Source organism: Kribbella sp. NPDC051718 (assembly GCF_040681515.1).
Taxonomy (GTDB): Bacteria; Actinomycetota; Actinomycetes; order Propionibacteriales; family Kribbellaceae; genus Kribbella.
On the sequence record NZ_JBFAYZ010000009.1, the window covers coordinates 131,953 to 155,773 of the forward strand.

At 68.0% G+C, this 23,821-nt stretch carries 21 protein-coding genes; 5 read left to right on the forward strand and 16 right to left on the reverse strand.

The features are described 5' to 3' along the window. Positions 1-14 precede the first annotated feature (14 nt). Positions 15-527 (forward strand): hypothetical protein, encoded by a 513-nt coding sequence (locus AB0M15_RS30255; protein WP_363825269.1) that lies wholly within the window; start codon positions 15-17, stop codon positions 525-527. 17 nt (positions 528-544) lie between these two features. On the opposite strand, the gene AB0M15_RS30260 is transcribed toward AB0M15_RS30255, so the two are convergent. The 7 genes from AB0M15_RS30260 to AB0M15_RS30290 form a co-directional block, all read right to left on the reverse strand. Continuing rightward, positions 545-901 carry a hypothetical protein gene (locus AB0M15_RS30260; protein WP_363825272.1) on the reverse strand — a complete coding sequence of 119 codons (357 nt, stop codon included), beginning with the start codon at positions 899-901 and terminating at the stop codon, positions 545-547. Between the two features lie 80 nt (positions 902-981). Beyond that, positions 982-2,079 (reverse strand): DUF222 domain-containing protein, encoded by a 1,098-nt coding sequence (locus AB0M15_RS30265; RefSeq protein ID WP_363825275.1) that lies wholly within the window; start codon positions 2,077-2,079, stop codon positions 982-984. A 319-nt stretch (positions 2,080-2,398) separates the two neighbouring features. Further along, positions 2,399-3,592: a hypothetical protein gene (locus AB0M15_RS30270; RefSeq protein WP_363825278.1), complete on the reverse strand. Its 1,194-nt coding sequence runs from the start codon at positions 3,590-3,592 to the stop codon at positions 2,399-2,401. 97 nt (positions 3,593-3,689) lie between these two features. Continuing rightward, positions 3,690-4,313: a sigma-70 family RNA polymerase sigma factor gene (locus AB0M15_RS30275; protein ID WP_363825281.1), complete on the reverse strand. Its 624-nt coding sequence runs from the start codon at positions 4,311-4,313 to the stop codon at positions 3,690-3,692. A gap of 248 nt (positions 4,314-4,561) precedes the next feature. Next, positions 4,562-6,028 (reverse strand): cation:proton antiporter, encoded by a 1,467-nt coding sequence (locus tag AB0M15_RS30280; RefSeq protein WP_363825284.1) that lies wholly within the window; start codon positions 6,026-6,028, stop codon positions 4,562-4,564. 28 nt (positions 6,029-6,056) lie between these two features. After that, positions 6,057-7,394, reverse strand: coding sequence for a SidA/IucD/PvdA family monooxygenase (locus AB0M15_RS30285; RefSeq protein WP_363825288.1), 1,338 nt, complete (start codon positions 7,392-7,394; stop codon positions 6,057-6,059). 34 nt (positions 7,395-7,428) lie between these two features. Continuing rightward, positions 7,429-8,715 carry an ATP-grasp domain-containing protein gene (locus tag AB0M15_RS30290; protein ID WP_363825291.1) on the reverse strand — a complete coding sequence of 429 codons (1,287 nt, stop codon included), beginning with the start codon at positions 8,713-8,715 and terminating at the stop codon, positions 7,429-7,431. 311 nt (positions 8,716-9,026) lie between these two features. Between AB0M15_RS30290 and AB0M15_RS30295 the strand changes: the two genes are divergently transcribed. Next, positions 9,027-9,842 carry a BTAD domain-containing putative transcriptional regulator gene (locus AB0M15_RS30295; protein ID WP_363825294.1) on the forward strand — a complete coding sequence of 272 codons (816 nt, stop codon included), beginning with the start codon at positions 9,027-9,029 and terminating at the stop codon, positions 9,840-9,842. Here AB0M15_RS30295 and AB0M15_RS30300 read toward each other — a convergent pair. After that, positions 9,839-11,077, reverse strand: coding sequence for a glutamate synthase-related protein (locus tag AB0M15_RS30300; protein ID WP_363825297.1), 1,239 nt, complete (start codon positions 11,075-11,077; stop codon positions 9,839-9,841). The genes AB0M15_RS30295 and AB0M15_RS30300 overlap by 4 nt on opposite strands. Before the next feature lie 136 nt (positions 11,078-11,213). On the opposite strand from AB0M15_RS30300, the gene AB0M15_RS30305 reads away from it, so the two are divergent. Further along, a complete protein-coding gene (locus tag AB0M15_RS30305) occupies positions 11,214-12,239 on the forward strand; it encodes a matrixin family metalloprotease (RefSeq protein ID WP_363825301.1) in 1,026 nt (341 codons plus the stop codon). On the opposite strand, the gene AB0M15_RS30310 is transcribed toward AB0M15_RS30305, so the two are convergent. From AB0M15_RS30310 to ddaH, 6 genes are read right to left on the reverse strand one after another with little or no spacing between them, the layout of a single operon-like run. Next, positions 12,224-13,480 carry an amino acid permease gene (locus tag AB0M15_RS30310; RefSeq protein ID WP_363825304.1) on the reverse strand — a complete coding sequence of 419 codons (1,257 nt, stop codon included), beginning with the start codon at positions 13,478-13,480 and terminating at the stop codon, positions 12,224-12,226. The genes AB0M15_RS30305 and AB0M15_RS30310 overlap by 16 nt on opposite strands. A gap of 31 nt (positions 13,481-13,511) precedes the next feature. Continuing rightward, positions 13,512-14,525, reverse strand: coding sequence for an asparagine synthetase A (locus tag AB0M15_RS30315; protein WP_363825307.1), 1,014 nt, complete (start codon positions 14,523-14,525; stop codon positions 13,512-13,514). Beyond that, a complete protein-coding gene (locus AB0M15_RS30320; protein ID WP_363825311.1) occupies positions 14,522-15,865 on the reverse strand; it encodes a methylaspartate mutase in 1,344 nt (447 codons plus the stop codon). The genes AB0M15_RS30315 and AB0M15_RS30320 overlap by 4 nt, the downstream gene beginning before the upstream one ends. Continuing rightward, a complete protein-coding gene (locus tag AB0M15_RS30325) occupies positions 15,862-16,326 on the reverse strand; it encodes a cobalamin-dependent protein (RefSeq protein ID WP_363825314.1) in 465 nt (154 codons plus the stop codon). The genes AB0M15_RS30320 and AB0M15_RS30325 overlap by 4 nt, the downstream gene beginning before the upstream one ends. Before the next feature lie 45 nt (positions 16,327-16,371). Next, a complete protein-coding gene (locus tag AB0M15_RS30330; protein WP_363825317.1) occupies positions 16,372-16,707 on the reverse strand; it encodes a hypothetical protein in 336 nt (111 codons plus the stop codon). Positions 16,708-16,709: 2 nt separating this feature from the next. After that, positions 16,710-17,531 carry a dimethylargininase gene (gene ddaH / locus AB0M15_RS30335; RefSeq protein WP_363825320.1) on the reverse strand — a complete coding sequence of 274 codons (822 nt, stop codon included), beginning with the start codon at positions 17,529-17,531 and terminating at the stop codon, positions 16,710-16,712. 139 nt (positions 17,532-17,670) lie between these two features. Here ddaH and AB0M15_RS30340 point away from each other — a divergent pair, with 139 nt between their 5' ends. After that, positions 17,671-19,065 (forward strand): hypothetical protein, encoded by a 1,395-nt coding sequence (locus AB0M15_RS30340; protein ID WP_363825323.1) that lies wholly within the window; start codon positions 17,671-17,673, stop codon positions 19,063-19,065. Positions 19,066-19,190: 125 nt separating this feature from the next. Here AB0M15_RS30340 and AB0M15_RS30345 read toward each other — a convergent pair whose 3' ends face one another. Continuing rightward, positions 19,191-20,492 (reverse strand): MFS transporter, encoded by a 1,302-nt coding sequence (locus AB0M15_RS30345; protein ID WP_363825326.1) that lies wholly within the window; start codon positions 20,490-20,492, stop codon positions 19,191-19,193. A 235-nt stretch (positions 20,493-20,727) separates the two neighbouring features. On the opposite strand from AB0M15_RS30345, the gene AB0M15_RS30350 reads away from it, so the two are divergent. Continuing rightward, a complete protein-coding gene (locus tag AB0M15_RS30350; protein WP_363825329.1) occupies positions 20,728-21,972 on the forward strand; it encodes a cytochrome P450 in 1,245 nt (414 codons plus the stop codon). Between the two features lie 57 nt (positions 21,973-22,029). Here AB0M15_RS30350 and AB0M15_RS30355 read toward each other — a convergent pair whose 3' ends face one another. Further along, positions 22,030-23,820, reverse strand: coding sequence for an ABC transporter substrate-binding protein (locus AB0M15_RS30355; RefSeq protein WP_363825332.1), 1,791 nt, complete (start codon positions 23,818-23,820; stop codon positions 22,030-22,032). Between the last annotated feature and the right edge of the window lies 1 nt (position 23,821).

Here is a 23,821-nt window from a genome sequence, read left to right on the forward strand (position 1 = left end):
ACCCGGTGGTCCAGGTGCGGCAGTCGATCGTGCACCGGCGGCGTCGGCGTACGGGGCTGGCCGTATTTGCCTGCGCGGCGGCGACCGCCGCGGCGGTGCTCGCCGTACCGGCCCTCGGATCGTTGCGGTCGGCAAACGAACAGCCAGGCGTCGCGGGCTACGCGCCCTACAAGGCGTACTACGTCGCCAAGGGCACGATCCCGACCGAGAAGTGGGCCATCCTGGTCTACTCCAGGCAGAACTGCATGGTCGGTGACGAAGGCCAGGCCAGCAACTTCGGCGACCCGCACTACTGCTTCGACCGAGCCGGCGGCGAGTATGCGGTCCTCCAAGGACACACCAAGGAGAAGAGCACCATCAAGATCGACGCTCGCGCTGTACGGGTGATCGCCGGCGGCAAGACCTACACCGCCCCAGCAGTCGCCACCCCGTCAACGGACACCACCCGCTTCTTCGCCCTCGTCATCCCGCACCGCGACCTCAACGTCATCTCTGTGATACTGCGCTGGTCCCCGCGTCGTGAGTAGATCAGGCAGACGCGCGGTTAGGTGAGCCGGTGGGTGCCGGTGTGGTCGACGCGGAAGGTGAAGCCGTGTGGGGTGGTCCACTGCAGCGCTCCTTGCCCCGCGGGCTGGACGTGCCAGCCGCGGCCGTGGGTTTTGACGCGGTGGTGGTACCGCGTTGCTGGTGTGAGGTTGGTGGTGCCGGTTTGGCCTGGTGGCCCGTGGGGGTCGTAGGGCTGGATGTGGTCCAGGTCGGTGTGTGGGGTGGTTTCCACTGTGCCGTAGGGGAATCGCTCGACGGGCTGGGCGAGTCGGATGCGTTCTCGGATTCGGGTGGGGACCTCGTAGGCGTTGACGTCGAGGTGTTCGTTGAGGTCGATGACTGGTTTGAGGATCACCTGGTTGTGGCCGAGCAGTTCTTTGAGCTGGGCTGCGATGAATGCTCCGTGCTCTTCGACTCTGACGATGCCTTCGCCGGTCAGCAGCGTTTCGTCGGTGACGTGGACGTACAGGACGACGCGTCCGCCGGTGCTGGTTCTGGGGCGTGAGCGGCGGTTTTGATCGTGGCGAGTTTGCTGGCCAGTTGGTGGCGTGAGTACGGGTCGATCGCTGCTCGCGTCTCGGCAACGGGACAACGGACTGCACCTGCCGGTTCAGGCCTACCGAACCCGCCGAAGTCGCTGACGTTGATGAAGTCGCCAGAGTCAGCAAGGTCTGCGGGCGGCTCTGCTGGTACTGCTGGCTCCGTCGCAGACGCTCGGGGTGGGCTCGCGGTGGGGGTTGTGGGTTCGGCGGGGGTGGGATGGCTGGCTAGGTATCGGGCGGCGGTGAGGAGTTCGTAGGCGGCCAGGGGGTCGGCGATCCAGCCGATGGCTTTGGCGCGGCGTTCGGTCAGGGGGTCGGGGTCGCCCAGCATGTGAAGGGCCCAGGCGAGGTCGTTGATGGTGGCGTCGAAGGTGATGACGTCGCCGCTGGCGGCCTTGACCCAGATGGTTTTGGTGCCGTGGTCGTCGGAGGGCTGGACCCAGACGCCGCGTTCGCGGGCGCGATTCTCGGCGGCTCGGCGGGCCGCGTCGGGGTCGGCTTCTTTGATGACGGCGTCGATGATTTTCTGCAGCCGGTACGCGGACAGGCTGTCGATGACGGCGACGACGCGTTCGTCGACCAGGGCGGCGGCTTCGGCGGAGAGTTTGAGGCAGGCGCGGGCGACGGCTCGGGCGCGCCAGACGACTGCTTGGCCGTTGAGGGTTTTGGCCCAGATCCGGGGGAGGCGGTGGCGCAGGGCGAGGGCCTCGCCGATGTAGGCGGCGGCTGCGCCGCTGGAGATCTTGAGCAGGACGCCGAGCTCGGCGGGGGCGAATTCGGCGATCGGAGGGCAGCCGTCGCCGCCGTGGACCACCAGGCGCTCACCCGCACGCTCCCTGGCGGAGGTTGCGGGTAGGGCGGCGTGGAGGTCGGCGAAGTGCAGGGTTGCCCGGAGTTTGCCGAGCGCGGCGCGGTTTTCCTCCGCGTCGAACTCGACCGCCGCGTCGAGTGTCGCGCGGGCGTCGAAGTCACTCCATCCATCGTCGAACATACGTTCGATTCTATCGTGACTTTGCGTCACGAAGAAATCGAGAGACGCTCACTTCCCTTCCCTGCAGGGGCTGCAAGTGTCCAGGGGGTCGGGCCAGCGTCGGTGGTGGTGAGCCGCCTGTGTTCCGGGATCCCGGAGTCTTCGAGGGTTGACAGCGGTTTTGACCGGACGGACGGGCGCAAGCTGCCTCGTCACGGGTTGGATGGAGCGCCGCCGTGTGGATCGAGTTTTACCTTGACCCACACGGGCGGCACCCCGGTGGTCGGTCTAGCCGGCGACGTAGGAACCGGCGTTCGGGGCGGCAGGCGTGGGGGAGTCGTCAGCGGGTGGTGGATTTCAAGGTGTTGTATTCCTGTTGGGTCATCTCGCGTAGCTCGCTGGCGGCTGTCTTCGACTGGGGGCTGCCGCCGCCTACGTCGCCGCCGCCGAAGCGGATGTTCGCCCAGTTGTTCTGGGCGGTGAGGGTGGTGCGGCTGGAGTCGCCGTTGATGGAGGTGGCGGCGGTGTCGAGGGTGTCGCCGTCGCAGTTCCAGTCGATCGCGGAGTTGCCGGCGCCGGACGTACGGGTCGTGCCGTTGGGGCACTTCCAGTAGGTCTTCCAGGTGGCGGCCGTGGCGGTGTTGAGGCCGACGGACTCACGCAGGCTGTTCTCGTTCAGCGCGGGTGGGGCGAAGTTCGAGTAGCTGAACCAGTTGGCGCCGCTGGTGCGGGGGACGCCGTCGAACTGGAAGAAGTAGTTCATCACGCTGAGGTAGTTCGGCTTGTAGTTCACGTGGTCGGTGCCGCCGTGGGTCAGGCCGAGGTCGTGACCGAGTTCGTGGATGAAGGTGCCCACGTTGCGGTTCTCGGTGACGGTCCAGTTGCACTTCGGGCCCATCGTGACGATGAAGGTGTCGTTCGGGATGGCAAAGGCGTTGCCGCTGCTGCAGGTGTTGTCGTAGTCGTCGGCCCAGAGCATGTAGTGGAAGACGGCCTTGCGGGCCGGCGCGAAGTTGGCGTTCTTGATCGCGTCGGTCTGCGACTCGGCGGGCTGCAGGTTGCTGTCGTACGGCACCTGGTTGCCGCCACCGAGGTTGTACGCCGAACCGGCCGCCGGCCCTCCGTCCAGGTGGATCCGGATGCCGGTACTCCCGTCGGGGTTGCTGACCGGTGCAGCGGCGAAGACCGCCTTGATCCGGTCGAAGGCGGCCGTGGTGGCGAGCCGGCCGCTCATGTAGTCCATCTCGACGAACAGGTCCTTCTTGTTGGCCGTCGCGCCCATCGCGGGCAGGTTCACGTCGATCACACCGTCACCGTTGGCGTCGTAGCCGTTCGTCTCCCAGGTGTCGGGCAACGAGTCGCCGTCGGTATCGGTCGCCAAGGGAGCCAAAGGAGCCAAAGGTGCGGCGACCGGACCGGCAGCGGCCGGTGGTGCCTCGGGCGGGATCGCCGCGAGGGCACCACCGGCGGCCGCGGCGGTCAGGACGAAGGAAGACAACGTGGCGAGCAGGGCGGAGCTGGGGCGGATTCTCATCGATCTCCTCACAATCGATCGGGGCGCCCCAAGAATGCAGTCGACCGGCCACTGAATGCAATGACTTCGGCACAGAACGTCGACCACACGACCCGGCTCAATGGGCCATTGCGCCCGCCAGTTCCGGCGTACGGCGGAGCATCTGCAGGGCTCGCATCCGCATCGGGCCGATGCTGCCGATCGGCAGGTTCAGCATCTCCGCGATCTCGGTGTACGACGGGCAGCTGTCCGACATCAGCAGCCGGATCAGCCGCTGGTACCGGCCTGGCAGCCGGCGCAGAGCCTGTTCGGTGGAAGGCTCGTACTCCCCGTCCACCGGGTAGACGTCGAGGACCGCGGTCCGCTGACCGTCGCTGTGCTCCGCGGTCGGGTCGGCGTACAGGAGGTACCGCTTCCGGCTGATCGCCAGCCGCAGTCCCTCGCGCCGGGCCGTCGCGGCCAGCCAGGCCGGCAGGCACTCGGGGTCGCGAATCTGGCGTCCGTGCTGCCACAGGCGAAGCCAGGTGAGTTGGGCGACGTCCGCTGCGTCGCTGTGGCTGAGACCGACGCCGCGGGCGGCGTGAGTGAGCAGGTGGGCGTAGCGCCCCTCCAGCTCCTTCCACGCCGACCAGTCGGAGGCCAGGGCCCGGCCGAGGAGGACCTCCAACGAAGGTCCGGAATCGGTGTGGTGGCGATTTCCCTCGGGCGTCCGTTCGGTTTTGCGTGGCGAGATCGTCGACACGTTCCACGTCCTTTCGCTGATTCACGCAGAATGAGCGACCGGCGGCGGGAGCAAAAAAGGCACAGGTGTGTCCTGCCGACGCTGGCGGACGTCAGCAGGCAGCCCGCAGGGAACTGTGGGCTGGATGAAACCTCACTCGGCATTACCTTGAAGCGACCTGTGCCTCACGCGCCCCCAGCGGCCGTCGTCAGTGCTGCCTTCAGTGACTATTCGATCACTGGCCCCGTCACGCAGGCGTAGTGATGGCGTCACGGAACGACGGTCTTGGCGTCACCGCCGGCATACGTATCAGCAATCGGTAATTGATCGGTCGCAGTGGGTTCGCGAAGTGATGGTCCGAGCAGCCGGAGCAGTGGCAGCGCCATCATCGTGGTGATCAGCGCCATCATCACCATCACCGTGAAAGCACCCTGGTTGATCAGCCCGGCACTGAGCCCGGCGGACAGGACGACGATCTCGGTGATGCCTCTGGCGTTCATCAGGACGCCGAGCCCGATCGCCGACCTGACCGGCATGCCACCGGCTCGCGCCACCGGCGTGGCGCCGAGGAACTTGCCGGCCACCGCGACGACCAGCAGCAGCGCGCCGGCCGCGAGGACCTGCGGGTGCGAGATCGCGGCGTTGACGTCGGTCTTCAGGCCGATCGAGGCGAAGAAGACCGGGACCAGCAGCGCGCGGTTCAGCCCGCCGATCTGCTCGGACACTTGCTTCACCGGCAGGATCTCCTTGGGCAGCACCAGGCCGGCCAGGAAGCCGCCGAAGATCGCGTGTACGCCGATCGCGTCGGTCGCCGCGGCGAGGCCGAGGATCAGCGCGAGCACCGCCAGCACGAGGATCGGGGTGGGCAGCACTGCGGCGTACCGGTCGGCTAGCCAGCGCAGTACCGGCTTGAGGACGAAGACGGACCCGGCGCCGACCAGGATCGTCAGGACCAGCGCTACCAAAGAGGTACTGAAGTCCGACGACTTGACCATCGCCAGCACGATCGCGAGCGCACACCAGGCCAGTACGTCGGCGACGGCCGCGCACAGCATCGCCAGCGAACCGAGCCGGCTGCCGACCAGACCGAAGTCCTGCACGATCCGGGCGAGCACGGGGAAAGCGGTGATGGCCAGGGCGGTACCGATGAAGATTGCGAACGGCAACCGGCCGACCGCCGGACCGGCCAGCGTCGAGTACAGCGGCAGTGCCGCGATCACGCCGAGCGCGAACGGTACGGCCATGATCGCGAGGCTCGCGCCGGCGATCGCCCCCCGATCACGGCCGAGCTTGTCCCGGCCGAACTCGGCGCCGACGGTGAACATGAAGATCGCCAACCCGGCCTGGGCGAGCAGATTCAGATTCGGCAGTACTTCGGCAGGCACGATCGCGTTGAACAACCCGGGCGCCAGTGATCCGATCACCGAGGGGCCGAGGATCAGCCCCGCGATGATCTCGCCGACCACCGGCGGCTGGCCGATCGTCTTCGCGAGCTTGCCGAAGACGGTCGCCAGCGCGCAGACGACGGCGACCGCGATCAGCAGCCGCCACATCAGCTGGGCCGGAGAGGCCGCGGCCGGTGCGACCGGACCGGCCGCGGCTGCATGGTGATCCGGATCGAGCCAGCCGACGGCGTACGCAATCCCCAGCAGGACGACGGCGCCGCCGACGAGACCGCCGGCCACCGCCAGTCCTCGGCCGGGTTTGGGCAGCAGGGAGCTGTCTGTTGCGGACATGGCGGCCTCTCTGTTCAGGTGTAGGGGTTCAGCTGCGCAGCGCGCCGTCGGCCGACAGCGGTACCGCGGTGAGTTCGTCCACGTTCCGGTGCGCTCCGTTGGTCTTCCCGGCCCGGCGGGCGAGCAGGTCGCTCATGATGTCGCCGGCCCGGTTGCCGAGCACGCTGAGCAGCGAGTCGGCGATACCGTGCGTCGCCTCGTTGACGCCCTGCAGGTAACAGGCCGCCTCCGACTCCTCGTTCAGCTCCAGCCGGTACTTGCGGGTGACACCGATCTGGTCCAGCCCGATCGCCGCACTGAGATCACGGACCATCGAGGGCATCTCGCGGACGAAGCCGGTGCCGAGGAAGACGTAGTCGAGCCGCAACTCGGTGATCTTGTCGCTGCGCCGGTCGGTCAGCTCGAGGACGACCTCGTCGTCTTCCTCGCGGGCGCCGGTGATGTCGGTCATCGTGATCAGCCGGCGCCGGTCGACGCCGTGCAGCTTGTCCAGGTACATCCCGGTGTAGAGGTCCTGCAGCAGGTCGGTCTCGACCCCGGAGTAGTTGGTCAGGTGCATCTCGCGCAGGATCTGCTCCCGGCCCTCCGGCCGCGCGTCCCAGACCTTGTCGATGAACGACGGGTAGTACAGCTCGTTGATGAACTTGTTGGTGTCGTACGCCCGCAGCCCGATCGACCGCATCACCCAGTTCACGTCGCCCGTCGGCAGGTCGTTCTGCAGCGCACGGAACATCTCGGCCGCGCTCTGCGCCGCACCGATGACGGCAACGCGGTGCGGCTTGTCCTTGGCCAGTTCCGCGATCCGGTACCGGTACTGCGTACTGTGCACGAGCCGGTCAGAAGGCAGGCCGGCCAGAACCGGCGGTACGTACGCATCGCGACCGGCGCCGATGACGAGGTACCGGCTGGAGATCGTGCTGCCGTCCGCGAGCTTGGTCAGCCAGCCCGTCAGCGTGCCGGAAGCGTCCCGGACCGGCGCGATCGACGTGCACTCGCAGCCGAGCTCGAACTTCACCTTCTGCAGCGACTGCGCCACCCAGCTGAGATAGCCGGAGATCTCCACCCGGTACGGCGTGAAGCTGCCCATGTTGATGAAGTCGTCGAGCCGGCCGACGCTGCGCAGGTAGTTGAGGAAGGTGAACTTGCTGCGCGGGTTCCGCAGCGTCACCAGGTCCTTGGCGAAGGCCACCTGGCTCTTCGTCCACGGCAGCAGCAGGCCGCGCTGCCACTCGACCGTTTGGCCGCGCTCGATCACCAGCGAGTTCTCTGCCAGGCCGTCGATCCCGAGCTCCTCGACCGCGACGGCCAGGGCCAGGTTCGCCGGACCTCCACCGACTGCGAGTAACTCGACCTCACGGTTTGTCATGCGGGCTCCCAGTTGTTGTGGCTCGGGACTCGGCTCACCATGGCCGGCCGGAGAACTCGGTCTCGTTCAGCGCTTCGTACTTCAGCTCGACCAGCTCCGCCGCGGCGGTCAGCCGGTCGGCGCAGGTGTCGGGGTCGTCAGCGGTACAGATGACGTACGCGTGCCGGCCGATGTGCGCGCGCGGCGGTAGCCGTACGGTCGCGCCGGCGGGCACCATCGGGTGTGCCTCGATCAGGCCCGGTACTGCGCCCGGCTCCGGCACCGTGATCTCGACGACGCGGGCGTCCTCGGGCGGGTAGCAGAACCGGATTCCGACGCAGCTGCGGTGGTCCATCTCCAGGTCCGGCTGGACACCCTCGGCGACGTCGACCAGCACCGCGCCCGGATCGATGCCGGTGGCAAGCTTTCCCAGGTACGGGATCAGGTCGCCGCCGAGTCGCCCGTTCACCTCGATGATCGTCGGGCCGCGCGAGCTGAACCGGATCTCGGTGTGGGTGATCCCGTACGGAACGCCGAGCGCCGCGTGGGCGGAGCGGAGTAGTTCGCGCAGCTCCGGGTCGGTCAGCAACGGGTCGTTGCCGTCGACGATGTGGCCGATCTCCTCGAAGTACGGGGGAGGCCCGAGTTGCTTGTGGGCGATGCAGAAGGGGGTGTACACGCCGTCGACCACGGCACCGTCGACGCTGATCTCCGGACCGTCGACCAGCTCCTCGATCAGGGCGCCACCGTGGTACGCGACCGGTCCGCTCCGGCTGGAGTCGTCGGCCCGCTCGAAGGCGGCGGCGATGTCGTCCGGGCCGGCCACCAAGGCGACGCCGATGCTGGCCGCCATGCCACGCGGCTTGACCACGACCGGGTACCCGATCTCCGCGGCTGCGGTAGCGGCGGCTTCAGCCGTCGTCACCACCGCGAACCGTGGCTGGGGGAGTCCGGCAGCGGTCAGCGCCTCACGGCTCTTGACCTTGTTGCGGCATCCTTCGGCGCCCGCGGGCGTCAGGCCGGTGAGGCCGAGCCGGTCAGCGACCAACGCGGTGATGATCACCGAAGGTTCGTCGTACGTGAAGACCCCGCGGACGCGATGGGTCCGTGCGACCGCTTCGGCGGCGGCGAGCAGAGCGTCGTGATCAAGGACTAGACCGGATCCCTGCAAGGGAACGACGACGCTGCTACCGGCCAGGTAGGGCTGTTGCCAGCCGACCGGTTCGTCGTCGATCAGCCACAGCGGCCGGCGTTTCGCCGCACCCTCCAGCAGGTACTGGCGGTAGGGCTGGAAGCCGCTACCGAACTGCAGCACGACACCGTCGGTGTTGTCGTCGTCCACGCGTTTGCCTCCCGGGCTGAGCACTACCCAACGAGAGGGGACCGGGCGCCACGGGTGATACAGCGACTGTCCGTTGGAGCCGGTCGAGGGGTTCGTTCGGGAACTGCCGGGGAAATGTCTGATATCTGCCGGGCCAATGCCTTGTACTCAATTAGCTGAGGATTCAGACTTCACCGCAGGTAACGCAGGGGTCACTGATGAGGAGGTCGCCGATGCCCATATCGGGAGACGGATCCGGCGAAAGTCTTCGCCGTAACGGAGCGTCGCCCAGTAATCACAGGAAGTGGGAATTCATGCCTGTGGGGGGACATATGACGAATGAATCCGGTCTAGTCGGCAGCGCGCCGCCGGATTTCGCGCCTGAGGAAAATCCGGACGTACCGAAACTCCGGCTGCTGGACGGTTTCCGGGCGGTGGTGGACCAGCAGACGCTGTCCATTCCGCTGAGTGCCCGGCGGGTGGTCGCGTACGTCGCGCTCCGCGGCCGGTCCAGCCGCGCGGAGGTGGCTGGCACGCTCTGGCCGGAGGTGTCCGACTCGAAGGCCCAGGCCTGCCTGCGGACCGCTCTGTGGCGGCTGCGCCAGTTGAGCGAGCACCCGCTGGTCACCGGCGACGAGACGCTGCGTTTGGATGAAGCGCTTGATGTAGACGTCAGTACCCTCGTCACCGCCATTCGCCGGGTGATCAACGATGGCGAGTGCGGTGCCGATCAGGGGTTGCTGCCGACGCTGGCCACGATGGGGGAGCTGCTCCCGGGCTGGTACGACGACTGGGTTCTGCTGGGCCGGGAGCGGCTGCGCCAGTTGCAGCTGCACGCGCTCGAGCTGACCGCCCAGGCGCTGACCTGCGACGGCCGGTACGCCGAAGCGATCGAGGCCGCGATGGCAGCGGTACGGCTGGAGCCGTTGCGGGAGAGCGCGACCAGGGTGCTGATCGAGGTGCACCTGGCCGAGGACAACGTGGTGGAGGCGATCCGGCGGCTGGAGTTCTTCCGCAAGAGCCTGGCCACCGAACTCGGCGTCGAGCCGACCGCGGAACTGGTGGATCTCGTCCGCAGCCGGCAGACCGTCACGCATGCTCGCCGCGAGGTGCCCGACATGCTCCGGAGGAACCGCAATCTGGCCTAGTACACAGCTGGACTCCACACGTCCTCGCGGTCGAGTGCCTCGACGTGGTACTTGCCGAGGGCGCTCACGATCAACTGCAGTTCGAGGGCCAGGCACTCGACCAGGTTGACCAGACCGTTGTCGGGATCGGTGTCGACGGCGATCAACGCGGCCCGGCCCAGGCCGGCCGCGTTGGCGCCGAGGGCAAGCGACTTGGCGACCCGCGCGCCTTCCCACATCCGCCCGGACACCAGCAGGCATCCAACAGCTGTTTCAATTCGGCGGAGGCACTCGCCCAGGGGGAGACCGACCTGATCGAGAAATGCCCGCGGTGCCCAGCCGGTACCGCCCTCGGCGCCATCGACCGTCACAGCGTCGGCTCCGGCCTCCCAGGCCACTCGGGCGGCTGCCGCGACGTCTCGGGCGGGTGGGAGCTTTACCCAGATCCGGGCCCGCGGATAGTTGTTGCGCATCAGACGGATCTGCTGCTTCAGGATCTCCGCGGTGAAGCTGCCCGGGCTGCTGCTGCGCAGGACCTGACCGTTGCCGACGACGGGGTCGAGGAGATAGGCCTCGGCCAGTCGTTCGGCCGCCTCGGCGCCCATCAGCGTCATCCCGCCCAGCCCCGGCTTCGCGCCTTGGCCGACCTTGAGTTCGAAAGCCAGCCGCCCTGACTCCAGCAGCGACAAGGCGTTCGGGTCGCTGTAGACCAGGTTCCACACCTCGGCGTCCGCGTCCTCGGTGCTCTGCTGGACGACGACACCGCCGTACCCTTCGAGCGCTTCGGCCTGGTACGCGCTGATCCGGCCGAGCAGAGAGCGTTCGGCGTCGGCCTCCAGCCTGCCGTAACTGTTCACCGGCATCACGTTCTCGCCGACGACCATCGGGATGCCGAGCCGCCCGGCCTGCCTGCTGGCGGAGATGCCGAGCGCGACGCTGGCTGCCTCGGTCGAGCCGAACGCCGAGACGTACAACGGCAGCATGGACCGGAACCCGCCGATCGTGGTCTCCAGTACGACATCGCGGTAGACGGGTTCACGGGTCAGCTCGACCAGCTTCGCGAACCGCTGCGGGACGAAGACCGGTGGTACGAGCCGGTGCCGGTCGATCGGGCAGGTCGGCTCCGGGCCGCCGGTCTCGGCGCCGAACAACGCGTGCCCGTACTGGTCCGCGGGCGGGAACGCGTCGGCAGCACCGGTCTTGGCCCGGCTTCGGACTGCTGCCTCGGGGAACGTCTCGGCGTGCAGGATGGCCACCTCAATCGGATCGCAGCGAGCTCTTGCCCCGACAGAGGCGGCGACAGAGCGGCGAAAATACGTATCAGCCGCGCCGGGCAGCCCCCTCACCTTCGATGTAAGCGGTTCACTTTCAATGGGCCGGGGGGCACAAACCATGAAGTTCGCACGCCTGACCACTGTGCTGGCCGCCTTCACACTGGCGCTCAGTACGTTGCCCGTCGGCGGCGCTGCCGCCGTCACGAATCCCTGCCGGTTGCCGGAAGGCGTCCTGCACTCCACCGCCCTCGCCGCACGCTCCGCAGTCGCCTGCGGAGCCGTCGGCAGACTCATCGACGCCGGTGACGGCGTCGCGCTGACCGTCCCGCAGCCAGGGGACAGCGTCACGATGGACCTGCTGTTCCCGTCCGGCGCCCGCACCTACACGCTGACCACCGACGAGCAGGGGCGGGTGAGTACCGGATCGGCTCCCGCCAAGCACGAGCCGGCCAACCAGTTCCCTGACCTGGCCGGCCAGCCCGGTGCCTGCGACCGCGACACCTACGTACTCCGCGACTACAAGTGGCACTCACCCTGGTTGTTCCGTACGACGTGGGGCACCAAGCTCGCCACCGACCGGCAGTCCGACTTCGACGCGGCCGCCCGCCGAGCCCTCGCCAACATGACCCAGGGCCGCAACACCTGCGGTATCCGGGGCAGGAACGGCGCGTCCGGTGCACTGGTCGGTCATACCGCCCGGCAGGGGAACTTCGTGTACGCCGACGGTCAGACCACCTGCGGCAAACGCGATCACCACAGCGTGATCGACGAAGGTGACCTGCCCGGCGGCTCGTTCGAGGCGACCCTGGCCTGGACCTGCACCTGGTCCGAGACCAGACACGGCCGGACGCGAGCCGTCGAGGCCGACATCAGGATGAACAGTGCCGACTACAACTGGACCTACGACCCCGTCAACGATCCCCTGTGCAAGCCTGAGTTGCCGCCGGACAAGGACCGCTGGCGGTACGACGTGGAGTCGGTCCTGACTCACGAGATGGGCCACGTCTACGGGCTGGTGAACCTCAGCGCCGACGAGGACCTCAACCTGACGATGTACCCGGGTGTCCGGCGCTGTACCGGACACATGCGCACGCTCGGCCGAGGTGACGTCCTCGGGATGCAGGCCCTCTACGGACGCCGCTGAAGCTGCCATCGGTAGAGCAGCGCGGCGACAGTGACGATCAAGGCCCAGAGCAGGTAGGGCCCAGCCATCAGTAGCAGGACTACGACGGCACCCTGTGCCACGAGGGCAGCAAGGCGACCCTTGCTGCCCTTCGGCAGCAGCTTGACGGCGGCCGCGACGCCCACGGCGTACACGGTGACGAACAGCCCGGTGGTGAGCAGCACCAGCGAGGAGGGGGTGATCCCTGCCGCTACGACGACCAGCGCGGTCGCTGTCGACATGCCTCCGAGCAAGGCGAGGCTGCGGCGGGGGATCTCGCCAGCGGCGCTGCCCTGGGTGAGCCATTTGGGGAGAGAGCCATCGCGGGCCAGGGCAGCGCCCAGCTTGGAGGCGCCGGCGTAGTACGCATTCATGGCGCCGAAGCTGAGCAGTAGCGCGGCACAGGCGGCCAGGATGCGGGAGTTGCCGCCGAGCCCGATCGCCAGTAGATCGCCCAGCGGCGCATCGGTGTCTGCTGCGCCAGGGCCGAGCACCGTGATGGTAGCGAAGGCGACGCTGAGGTAGAGCACGCCGACGACCACCACTGCGATCGCAGTGGCCCGCGGTACGTCGCGGTCCGGCCGACGGAACTCAGCAGTCAGGTGGGTGACCGCCTCCCAGCCGACGAAGCTCCAGACGAGCAGTGCGGCTGCCGGGCCGATCGCCCTCCAGCCATGAGGTGCGAACGGCTGCAGGTTGGCCATGTCCGCGTGGGGCAGCGACAGCGCGACCGCGAGAACCAGGAAGACAGCGAGCAAGGCGGCGAGGGCGATCTGCACCCGGCCGGTCACCTGGATCCCGAAGGCGTTGGTGGCCGGTACAGCCAGGATCAGGAGCAGCATGGTGATCAGTACCGTCTTCTCGCCGCCACCGATGCCGGCTTCGACGTAGCCGCCGGCCCACAGAGCGGCAGCGGGACCACCGACGGGCACAGACAGGTAGAAGCACCAGCCGACGACTGCTGCCGCCTTGTCGCCAAAGGCCAGCCGCGCGTACGTCGCGACGCCGCCGGAGTCCGGATAGCGCGCACCCAGCGCGGCGAACGTAGCCGCCAGGGGAGCGGAGACGATCGCCAGGCCGAGCCAGGCCAGCAACGACGCCGGCCCGGCCACCTCGGCGGCCAGGGCCGGCAGTGCGATCACGCCGGTGGCCAGCACGGCCCCGACGTACAAGGCCGTGCCCTGGCCCAGGCTGAGCGTCCCGCTCGGCTCCGTGGTTGTCATGCGGGACATCTTCGCTTGGCCCGGCGAGGCGTCACGGGGAGGGGATACCCGGTACCTTCGGGAACGCGCTCGCCTGCCAGACCGAGTCCACACCGGCGACGTAGCGGGTGAAGCGTTCCAGCCCCAGCCCGAAGCCCGCGCTCGGCGGCACGCCCTGCTTGAGCATCTCCAGGTACCACGCGTACTTCGCCGGGTTCTCCGCCGTCTCCCGCATCCGGGCGACGATGGTCGCGTAGTCCTGCTCGCGCTCGGAACCGCTGCACAGCTCGCCGTACCCCTCGGCCGCGATCAGGTCGAAGTTGCGCAGCATGCCGGGCTGGTCCTTGCTCTCCTTGTCGTAGAAGCCACGCGACCCCTTGGGGTAGTCGGTGACGAAGAACGGCCGGTCCACCTGCTGCGACAGCTTCGCCTCGCCGACCCAGTCGATCTCCGCGTCCGGGCTCTGGTGGTGGTCCATGGCGTGCAGATCGGCGACGGCCTCCGAGTGCGTACGCCGCCCGAAGTGCCCGGTCAGTACTTCGGCCAGCGCACCGGCGTCCCGGCCGAGCGTGTGCAGCTCATTGGGCAGGTCGCTCAGCACGCGCTCGACGACGTACCGGACCAGGCCCTCGGCCAGTTCGAGCGCGTCGTCGCGGCCGGCGTTCGCCATCTCGCAGTCGATCTGGTGGAACTCGGCCAGGTGCCGGCTGGTCGACGTCGTCTCCAGCGGCTCCAGCCGGACGTTCGGCGCGATGAAGAAGATCTTGTCGAACGACGTCAGCGCCGCCTGCTTGTAGAGGATCGCGCTCGTCATCAGCTTGTACCGGTGGCCGTAGTAGTCGACGTCGACCTGCTTGGCGCCACGGGCGCCCGGGTCGGTGACCGGTCCGATGATCGGCGGCAGGAGTTCCATGAATCCGCGGCCGGTGAGGAACTCGCGGGTCGCGGAAAGGATCTTGTTCTGGATCACGAGTACTGCCCGGGTGACCGGTGAGGTCAGGTGCTCACGGGGACTCGGCGGCAGCGAGGCCGCGGCCTGCGCGGGTGGGATCCGGGTCTCGGTCATAAGTTGCTCCCTGTCAGTTCGTCACGGGGCGGTGGTTTGGAGTCCGGCAGCTGCTCGGCCGCGGGTGCGGCCTGGTACTCCTGCTCGAGACTCGCGCTGTCGAACTTCCGCTCGATGTACGACAGCGTCGCCAGCAGCCCCATCGCGGTCAGCTTGCCGGTGCCGGTACGCCGGACCGAGTCGCGGATCGGCATCGAGCCGACCGACGACCACTGCAGCCGGCCGGTGTCGTCGAGATAGCTGCGAGCCTTGCCGGCGTTGTCCGGGTGCAGGCAGTACGGGACGTCGAGGTAGCCGCGGCGGAAGGCGAGTTCCAGCGCCGTACCGAGGTCGGGGTGCAGGTTGACCACGGTGTCGATCAACGCGCTCGCCTCGGCGTGGATACCGGTGTCGTCGATGTCGCCGATGATCCTGGTGCAGCGGGCAGCGGCGGCCGCGGCGGTCTCCAGTGCGTCGACGTTCTCGGCGAAGGTCGGGATCCGGTAGCCCTCGGCAACGGTCTTGACGATCAGCCGGGCCGATCCGGTACGAACGGCCAGCCGGGCGGCCTCTTCGAGCAGCCGCGAGGCACCTTCCGGCGTGCGCGGATAGACGCCCATGTACGTGTAGATCACGACGTGCCAGTCGATGTCCGGCAACCACTGCGCGGCCAGCCGGCGCATCGCCAGGATGGCTTCGGCGTCCTGGTCGGGGTCGGTCTGCTGGGCGTAGCTCAGCGAGACGCTGCGGAGGCCGTGCTGGCGGAAGAACATGCACTCGAGCACGCTCAGCGCGACGAGCAGGCCGGGTGGGCAGAGCTGGCCCATCATGCAGCCGCCGAAGCTCTCCAGATGCGGTTCGACGCCGGTCTCGCGGACCTCGGCCAGCAACTCGCAGCTGAGCGCCCAGTTCGGGATCGACTCGGTCAATGGCGCGCGGCTGTAGGGCAGACAGTACGAGACCGGGCCACCCTCCGTTGCGTGCAGACCGGCCGCGGCCAGCGAGCGAATGATTGCCGCAGGCAACGGTGAGCCGTGCCGGACCTGGACCGGGAAATCCGCGCCGACGACGCCGTCCAGGACCGCCCGGGTGGTGGACACGTCCTGCGCGACGATCGGGTAGCCGTTCAGCTCGATGCCGGCCGCCAGCGCCGCGCTGGCGCTGTCGTGGTCGCCGACCCGGGTGTAGCTGTCGAGCGTGATCGTGCCGACCGTGGTGGCGGCCGCGCTCTTGGTGAGCTGCAGCCCGAAGCGCATCGAGGCCGCGTCGCTGACCCCCATCCGGGGCTGGACGACGAGCCGGCCGGCCTGCTGCGCGCCCGTGACGAAGCCACCGAACGAGCCGGTGGACGGGAGGCTCACGAAGCGACACCGGTGGTCAGCTGACGGACGAACGACTGGAAGGCGGTCAGCCCGGTCCCGTCGTCGAAGACCGCGTCGAACCCCGCGGACATCAGCTTGGCCCGGGAGCCGTCGGAGCCCGGGCCGTCGATGCCCAGCTTGCCGCCGATCACCGCCGGTACCTGGCTCAGGCCCGGCCGGTCGCGGAGCTGGCCGATCACCCGCAGCCCGTCGTGGAAGCCGTGCCCGTTGACGGTGCTGACCACGATCAGATCGGGGCGGATGCGCTCCGTCTCGGCGATCAGCAGGTCGTCCGGCACACAGGCGCCGAGGTTGTGCACCTGGTGGCCGAGCTCTTCGAGGACGAGCTGCAGGAACACCAGGTTCCAGGTGTGCGAGTCCGACGAGACGCTGGTCAGCAGCACGGTGAGGTCGCCGTTCCCGGCGGCTCTGCCGGCCGGGACGGCGGCGACATGATCCATGACAACCAGAGCATCGCTCGGTCACGCCCTGATACACGGGCCTGCTCAGGGTGAGGCGATCTCGTCCAGCTGGGAGACACCACTAGCCGCCTGAGGTCCGTACCGCTCCCAGCGCTCGTGGAGCCGGATCCGGCCGTCGGGAAGCATCTCGGGCGTGCTCTCGCAGTGCCCCGCCAGTACGGTCCCATCGGCCAGCGCCATCGTGTAGGTGAACTCGATCGAGCCGTCCGGCCGGCAGACGCCGGTCAGCGATCCACGCCGTACCCTGCCGCCGCTGAAGTCTCCCCACAGGAGGTCACCGCGCTGCCGGTACACAGCCGACGGGCCGTCGCCCTCGGCGTGCGCGACATCGCGGAACCTCCTGCCGTCGTAGTCGATCACTACTAGACCTGGTCGTGCAGTTCGAGGATGCAGCACTTCACGCCGCCGCCGGCCCGCAGCAGCTCGGAGACGTCCATACCGAACGACTCGAAGCCTGCCGCGCGCAGCTGAGCGACCAGGTTCGCGGCACCCTCGGGCATGAGGACGTGCTTGCCGTCGGAGACCGCGTTGAGGCCGAACGCCTCGGCGTCGTCGTGGTCCGCGATGATCGCGTCCGGGAAGAGCTCGCGCAGGATGCTCTGGCTGCCGGGGGTGAAGGCGGCCGGGTAGTACATGATCGTGCGATCGTCGAGCGCCGACAGCGCGGTGTCGAGGTGGTAGAACTTGTCGTTCACCAGGGTCAGGCCGATCACTGGGCGGCCGAAGTACTCTTCGGTCTCCACATGGCTGCGGCGGTCGGTACGGAAGCCGTTGCCTGCCAGGATCCACGGTCCGGCGGCGAGGTAGTCGCCCTCACCCTCGTTCTCGAGCGCCGCCTGGCGGACCTTGAGTCCCTTGGCGGCGAACCAGTCGAGGTAGCCCGCCGACTCCGCGTCCCGCTCGGGGAACCGGAACCGGGCCACCAGCGCGCGGTCGCCGTACACGGTGGCGCCGTTCGCGGCGAAGACCATGTCGGGCAGGCCTTCGAGCGGTGGGATCACGTCGACGGTGTGGCCGAGGTCGATCAGCTGGTCGTGGATCCGCTGCCACTGGTCCATGGCGATCGACTGGTCGGTCGGCTTGCCGGGATCCATCCATGGGTTGATGGAGTAGGTGACGTCGAAGTGGGTCGGCGGGCACATCAGGTAGTGGCGGGCTGTGGCCTGCCGAGCAGTGTTTTCCATGCCCACCAGAGGATGCGGGGGGCGCTGTCAGATACCTCCCACCAGGGGTGTATTTCCGGGGGCCGGTCGAGGTCTCTTGCGAGTAGGAGCGGCTCTGCTCCGCCCAGCCCACTCGGAGGTCCGACATATGGTTACCGGCTTGAGCCGAGCTGAACTCACTGCGCTGTACCTGGACGAGGTCAAGCGACGGGGGATCTCGGCCGGCGAACTCACCAGCACCCAACCCGAGTCCGTCGGTCTGCAGTCCTTCTACGGCGGCCGGTACCTGTCCCGCCCGTTGTTCCTCGGTGCCGAGGAGACCGAGCAGCTGGCGCACGACATGCTGAACATGCACGCGGCCCTGGTCAGCCTGCCCGACAAGCTGTACGGCGGTGACTTCGGCGCGTTCGGCCGGGCCGTCGGACTGAGCGAGGCGCAGGTCTCGGCCGTCCTGCGCAGCCGTGGCACGACCGTCACCAAGCAGAGCCGCGGCGACCTGTACCTGTCCGAGGACGGGTTCAAGCTGCTCGAGTTCAACATGGGCAGCGCGCTCGGTGGCATCGACCACTCCGACATGGCCACCGCGTTGCTGGACCAGCCGGTGATGCTGGAGTTCGCCCAGAAGCACCGGCTGACCTTCGTCGACACGATGCGCGAGCAGGTCAACGACATGCTGGTGGAGAGCGGGTTCGCGCCCGGTTCGCGGCCGAAGATGGCGACTGTCGACTGGCCGAGTAGCTACGAGACGCTCGAGCCGTACATGCAGCACTTCTCCGGCCGGCTGACCGAGATGGGGATCGACACCGTCTTCGGGCACATCGGGCAGCTCGAGGTCCGCGACGGCGGGGTCTGGCTCGGCGACGTGAAGCTCGACATCATCCAGCGGCTGTTCATGCTGGAGGATCTCGAGGACCCGGAGTCGTTCGCGCTGGCCGAGCCGATCCTGGACGCGGCGGCCCGCGGTGAGGTGAAGATCTTCACGCCGCTGGACTCGGAGATGTTCGCCAGCAAGAGCGCGCTGGCGATGCTGTCGGACGAGGCGAACCGCAAGCACTTCGACGCCGAGACGCTGGCCAGCCTGGACCGGATCCTGCCGTGGACGCGGGCGGTCCGCTCCGAGCAGGTCACTCTGGAGGACGGTAGCCGGGTCGACCTGATCGACTACGTGCTCTCGCACCAGGACGACCTGGTGCTCAAGCCGACGCAGCTGCACGGCGGTGACGGCGTACTGCTGGGCTGGCGCGCGGAGACCAGCGCGGAGGAGTGGGAGGAGCGGGTCCGGTCGGCCGTCGGCGGCTCCTGGATCGTCCAGCGCCGGATCCGGCCGGTGGTGGAGTACTTCCCGATGCCCGAGGGCGATCCGGTGCCCTGGCTGGTCAACTGGGGCGTCTTCACGGTCGTCAACGGCTTCGGCGGCGTCTTCGCCCGAGCCGCGACGGTGGAGTCCGACCTGGAGGTAATCCGCCTCAAGGCCGGCGCCTCCGTCGGCACCGGCATGCACGTCCTCCCAGAAGACTCAGACGTAGAACCCGGCACTGCGCTTCCGGTCAAGTAACCAACAAGAACGGCGCCGCGGCCCGGGGGGCCGCGGCGCCGTTCTTGTTGGCAGCTGGTGTCGGAGGGCCGCGCTGTTCTCCGCCCGCACGACGCTTCGCTTGTGCTGCTTCGCGTGAGCAGTTGTTAGGTGGCGGGTTCGGTGCTGGGATCCGTGGTGGGGGTGGGAGCTGGGATCTTCGACGGCTCGCCGTCTGGCCTACGCATGCCTATGCGGGCGCAGACTGCGGAGAGGACTGCTACGCCGGCGGCCCAGATCCAGAAGGACTGGCCCAGGTGGGACCAGGCCCAGACGCCTACTGCGGGGCCGACGGCGTTGCCCAGGCCGAAGACGGTCAGCATGGCGCCGGAGTAGCGGCCCATCAGGTGGGGCGGCGCGACCATGCCGGGGTAGGCGAAGGTGGTCGGGGCGCCGATGATCTCGGAGGCCGTCCAGATGATGGTGCCTACGATCAGGAGCGCCGGGATCAGGGCGATGGCGTACATCCCATAGCCGACCGCGACCAGGCCGAAGCCGGCGATTGCGGTGATGCGCAAAGGCCAGGTTTGCACGTACTTCGTCGCCGGTACTTCGCACACCGCCACGACGATCGCGTTCGCCGAGACCACCAGGCTGTACCACCAAAGGCTCATGCCGTCGTCCACGATCGCCAGCGGAAGTACCGCGAGGTACTGGCAGTAGACGATGGTCACCAGGAACACGGCGGCCAGGTAGAAGTCGTAGCGCCAGTCGGCCAGGACCGCCCGGTACCCCTGCTTCTTCTCGGCCGCCTTCGCAGCGGCCTTCTCGGCGGCCTCGGCAGCACTCGGCTTGCCAGGCAGGAACTTCCACGCGATCGCGCTGTAGAGGATCGCGGCGAAGGCCTCCGCCCAGAACAGCAGGTTGTACGAGACCGAGACCAGCGCGACACCCACGATCGGGGTGACCGCGGTACCGAGGTTGATGGCCAGCCGGTACATCGCCATCGTCATCACCAGCTGACCGGGCTTGGTCAGCTCGGCGAGCATCGCCTGCGCGGCCGGCCGGTTCAGCATGCTGACCGTGCTGACCACCAGGATCGCGAGCAGGATCAGCCAGTACGGCTTGATGTACAGGATCGACACGATCAGGGCGGCCGAGCCGAGCATGCTGATCAGGGTCGCGGCCCGGGCGCTCAGCCGGTCGGTGAGCCAGCCACCGACGAACGAGCCGAGCACGTGGCCGGCGCCGTAGACGCCCAGCGCGAAGCCGGCCTCGCCGGCCGAGAACCCCTTGTGCGTCATGAACAGCACCAGGAAGATCTGCAGGAAGGCGCCCAGCCGGTTGACGAACACGCCGAACAGCAGCGCCTTGGACGTCAGTGATGTCTGCCGCCAGGTCGCGATCGCGCCGAGCCCGGTACCGGGTTGTTCGGCCGGTGCCGGATCGCGGTCGACTTCTTCACTCATCGGTTACTTCACCCCTTGGTTCCGGGCAGGCGAGTTGTCCGGGGCGGGTCTGCCAGCGGACATTTGGTCCCGCACGCTACCGCGCGAAACGCTGCTCCGACAGGGTTTGCAGGCAACTAAAACACGTGTATCAGGGGAGTATCCGGGCTGCCTCTGGTGGGGTGACGGCGACACATCGCGGACCGCGTGTGCCCCCCGCGTCGTCATGCCCCGCTGGCAGGAGGATCGGACCAATATGACCATCGAAATCCACCGGGACCTCGACCGGATCCCGGACGACTTCATGCAGAGGCCGTACGAGATTCTCGAGCCGTACCGGAAGGCGGGCCGCGTGCACCACGTGGTCTTCCCGCACGGTGCCGACGTCTGGCTCGTGACCCAGTACGCCGACGTACGCACCTTGCTCCAGGACCCCCGGGTGAGCAAGGACGGTACCCGGATGAACGAGATGTTCGCCCGGCACACCGGTACGTACGTCGAGACGGACAAGCCCGACGTCGGCTTCGACGACGAGCTGTCCCAGCACATGCTGAACACCGACGCGCCCCGGCACACCCGGCTGCGCGCGCTGGTCAGCAAGGCCTTCACGCTGAAGCGGATGGAGAACTTCCGGGACCGGATCGAGGAGCTGGTCGGCCAGTACCTGGACAAGCTCGAAGGCCGCGACGACGTCGACCTGGTGACCGAGTTCGCCCAGCCGCTGCCGATCGTGATCATCTGCGACGTGCTCGGCATCCCGTTCGAGGACCGCGAGCGGTTCCAGCAGTGGGCGGTCGAGCTGGTCGGCGCGGGGCACCCGCCGGAGGTGGTCGAGCAGGCGTCCAAGAACGTGCAGGAGTACGGCCAGTCGATCATCGAGATGAAGCGCAAGAACCCCGGTGACGACATGGTCAGCGCGATGATCGAGGGCAACCCGGACGGCGACCGGCTGACCGACGACGAGCTCGTCGCGATGATCTTCCTCTACACCGTGGCCGGCCACATCACCTCGCAGCACACGCTGTCGAACGCGATCCTCAGCCTGCTCACCAACCCGGACGCGATGGCCCGGCTGCGCGGCGACCTGGGGATCATGTCGCAGGCGATCGACGAGCTGATGCGCTATGACGGCGGCGTCGGGGTGGCCACCTTCCGGTTCTCGCTGGAGGACATCGAAATCGGTGACACCGTGGTGCCGGAGAACAGCATCATGGCGCTGTCGATCCTGTCGGCCCACCGCGACGAGGCGCAGTACCCGAACGCGAACAAGCTGGACCTGGACCGCAAGCCCAAGGGCGTCCTCGGGTTCGGCCACGGTCCGCACTTCTGCATCGGCCAGCCGCTGGCCAAGATGCAGACGAACATCGCGCTGACCCGGTTGCTGGAGCGCTTCCCGGATCTGCGGATGACCGCCGACCCGAAGTTCCTGGAGTGGGAGCCGAGCACCCTGCTGCGCGGCATGCACCACTTGCCGGCGGCAACCACCCCGCTGAAGCACTGACGGAACGCGAAAGCCGCCCCAACCGAATCGGTTGGGGCGGCTTTCGCGTTGCCGGGGTCAGTCCTCGACGTAGTACCAGTCCTCGGGGTTGATCAGGCCGTACGGGTTGCAGGGCTCCACGCCGCGCAGGTTCTTGGCCACCTCGAACATCCGGTTCGGGAAGCCGGGTGACCAGATCGTCGGCACCTGCTCGGCGAGGTAGTCCTGGTAGGCGTACAGCGCCTCCGGGTCGTCGCTGTGCACGGTCGCGTCGATCAGCTTGTCGGCGACCGGGTCGGAGTAGTCGCCGAAGTTGCTGCCGGCGCCGGTGGCGAACAGCATCTCGCCGGTCAGGTGGCCGTAGAACGACCAGCCGCCGTTCCAGGTGTTGATCTCCCACAGCCGCTTGCTCGGTACGTTCGGGCTGTGGTCCTCGGCCACCATCACCGAGCCGTAGACGGGCTCCAGCTTGAGCTCGATACCGGCCTTGGCCGCGTCTTCCTTGAAGATCTCCAGCAGCTTGAGCAGCGCGTCCTTGCCTTCGACGTACCGGATCGTGAAGGACATGTGGGCGCCGATCTCCACACCCTCACCGGCGCACCCGGCGACCTCGCCGGGCTGGACGCAGCCGGCCGGCATCGTGCTGGTGTCCCAGCCGTGCGCCCGGAGCAACTCGTTGGCGGCCTCGGGGTCGAAAGGCATCGGGTCGTTGCGCTGCTTGGGGGAGACGTGCGGGTTCGGCGGCGAGGGCGGGATCGGCCCGTCCATCCGGTAGGCGTTGCCGTTGAAGACCTCGGCGATGATCCGGTCCTGGTCCAGGCACATCTGCAGCGCCTGCCGGACGTACGCGTGCTTGTAGATCGCCGCGGCGTCGGAGTCGTTGTCGAAGTTGAACGGCATGTACCGGAGCACGAACACGTCCTGCGGCACCACCCGGTACTTCTCCGCCAGCGGGTCAGGGCTGCCGTCCGTGATCTCCATCCCCGGCGGCAGGTAGCCGATGTGGATGCCGTCCTCGGCGTCCGGCCCGGCCAGCAGGCGCTTGTACATCAGCTCGTCGGTGTCGTTCTGCACCTGGCGGAACTCGGCCAGCTGGGGCTTGTGCGGGCCGGAGTAGTTCTCGTTCGGGACGAAGGTGACCAGGCCGTCGAGGTCGTAGCTCTTCAGCTTCCACGGGCCGCTGACGACGCTCCAGACCGGGCTGTCGGCCCAGCCGCCGCGGTGCAGGTTGGCCTCCTCGGTCCACTCGCCGTTCTCCGACACCAGGTAGTCGTAGACGGCCGGGATGTCGTCCTTGTCGAACGACGCCCGCGCCGGGCCTTCGGCGGTACGGTCCCAGGCCTTCGGCATCGGGGTGATCAGGGTCAGCTGGTTCATCTCCACCCAGGTCTTGGAGTAGACCTCGTTGAAGGTGAACCGGACCTTGTCCTCGGCGATCTTCTCGTACGACGACAGGTTGTCGGGGAAGTAGCCGGGCACGTAGTACCCGAGCCGGTCGCCCTTGACCGCCATCATGTTCACCCAGAACATCACGTTGTCGGCGCAGATCGGCTCGCCGTTGGACCACTGCCAGTCCTTCAGCGTGACGGTGACGCTCAGGCCGTCGTCGCTCCACTCCGGCGGGTGCGCCAGGCTGCGGTCGTAGTCGACGCCGGCCGCGCCGTCCTTGCCCAGCCAGTACAGCGGGCGGAACATCAGGATCTGGAACTCGTACAGGTTCCGGATCCCGATCCGCTCCCGCGGCGTGAACGGGAAGATCGCGGCGGGCGGGAAGCCGGGGTTGCAGGCCCAGGTGACGATGCCACCCTTGACTGGCCGGCCCGCCTCGGACGGCTGGCCGGAATCCTGCGTGGTCAACGTTGTGGACATC

Excerpts from the sequence above, each read along its gene's own strand:
- ddaH (WP_363825320.1), bottom strand. The coding sequence starts at position 17,531 with ATGGAAAACACTGCTCGGCAGGCCACAGCCCGCCACTACCTGATGTGC.
- AB0M15_RS30325 (WP_363825314.1), bottom strand. The coding sequence starts at position 16,326 with ATGGATCATGTCGCCGCCGTCCCGGCCGGCAGAGCCGCCGGGAACGGC.
- AB0M15_RS30350 (WP_363825329.1), top strand. The coding sequence starts at position 20,728 with ATGACCATCGAAATCCACCGGGACCTCGACCGGATCCCGGACGACTTC.
- AB0M15_RS30280 (WP_363825284.1), bottom strand. The coding sequence starts at position 6,028 with ATGTCCGCAACAGACAGCTCCCTGCTGCCCAAACCCGGCCGAGGACTG.
- AB0M15_RS30265 (WP_363825275.1), bottom strand. The coding sequence starts at position 2,079 with ATGTTCGACGATGGATGGAGTGACTTCGACGCCCGCGCGACACTCGAC.
- AB0M15_RS30305 (WP_363825301.1), top strand. The coding sequence starts at position 11,214 with ATGAAGTTCGCACGCCTGACCACTGTGCTGGCCGCCTTCACACTGGCG.
- AB0M15_RS30285 (WP_363825288.1), bottom strand. The coding sequence starts at position 7,394 with ATGACAAACCGTGAGGTCGAGTTACTCGCAGTCGGTGGAGGTCCGGCG.
- AB0M15_RS30355 (WP_363825332.1), bottom strand. The coding sequence starts at position 23,820 with ATGTCCACAACGTTGACCACGCAGGATTCCGGCCAGCCGTCCGAGGCG.
- AB0M15_RS30295 (WP_363825294.1), top strand. The coding sequence starts at position 9,027 with ATGACGAATGAATCCGGTCTAGTCGGCAGCGCGCCGCCGGATTTCGCG.
- AB0M15_RS30345 (WP_363825326.1), bottom strand. The coding sequence starts at position 20,492 with ATGAGTGAAGAAGTCGACCGCGATCCGGCACCGGCCGAACAACCCGGT.
- AB0M15_RS30310 (WP_363825304.1), bottom strand. The coding sequence starts at position 13,480 with ATGACAACCACGGAGCCGAGCGGGACGCTCAGCCTGGGCCAGGGCACG.
- AB0M15_RS30270 (WP_363825278.1), bottom strand. The coding sequence starts at position 3,592 with ATGAGAATCCGCCCCAGCTCCGCCCTGCTCGCCACGTTGTCTTCCTTC.
- AB0M15_RS30315 (WP_363825307.1), bottom strand. The coding sequence starts at position 14,525 with ATGACCGAGACCCGGATCCCACCCGCGCAGGCCGCGGCCTCGCTGCCG.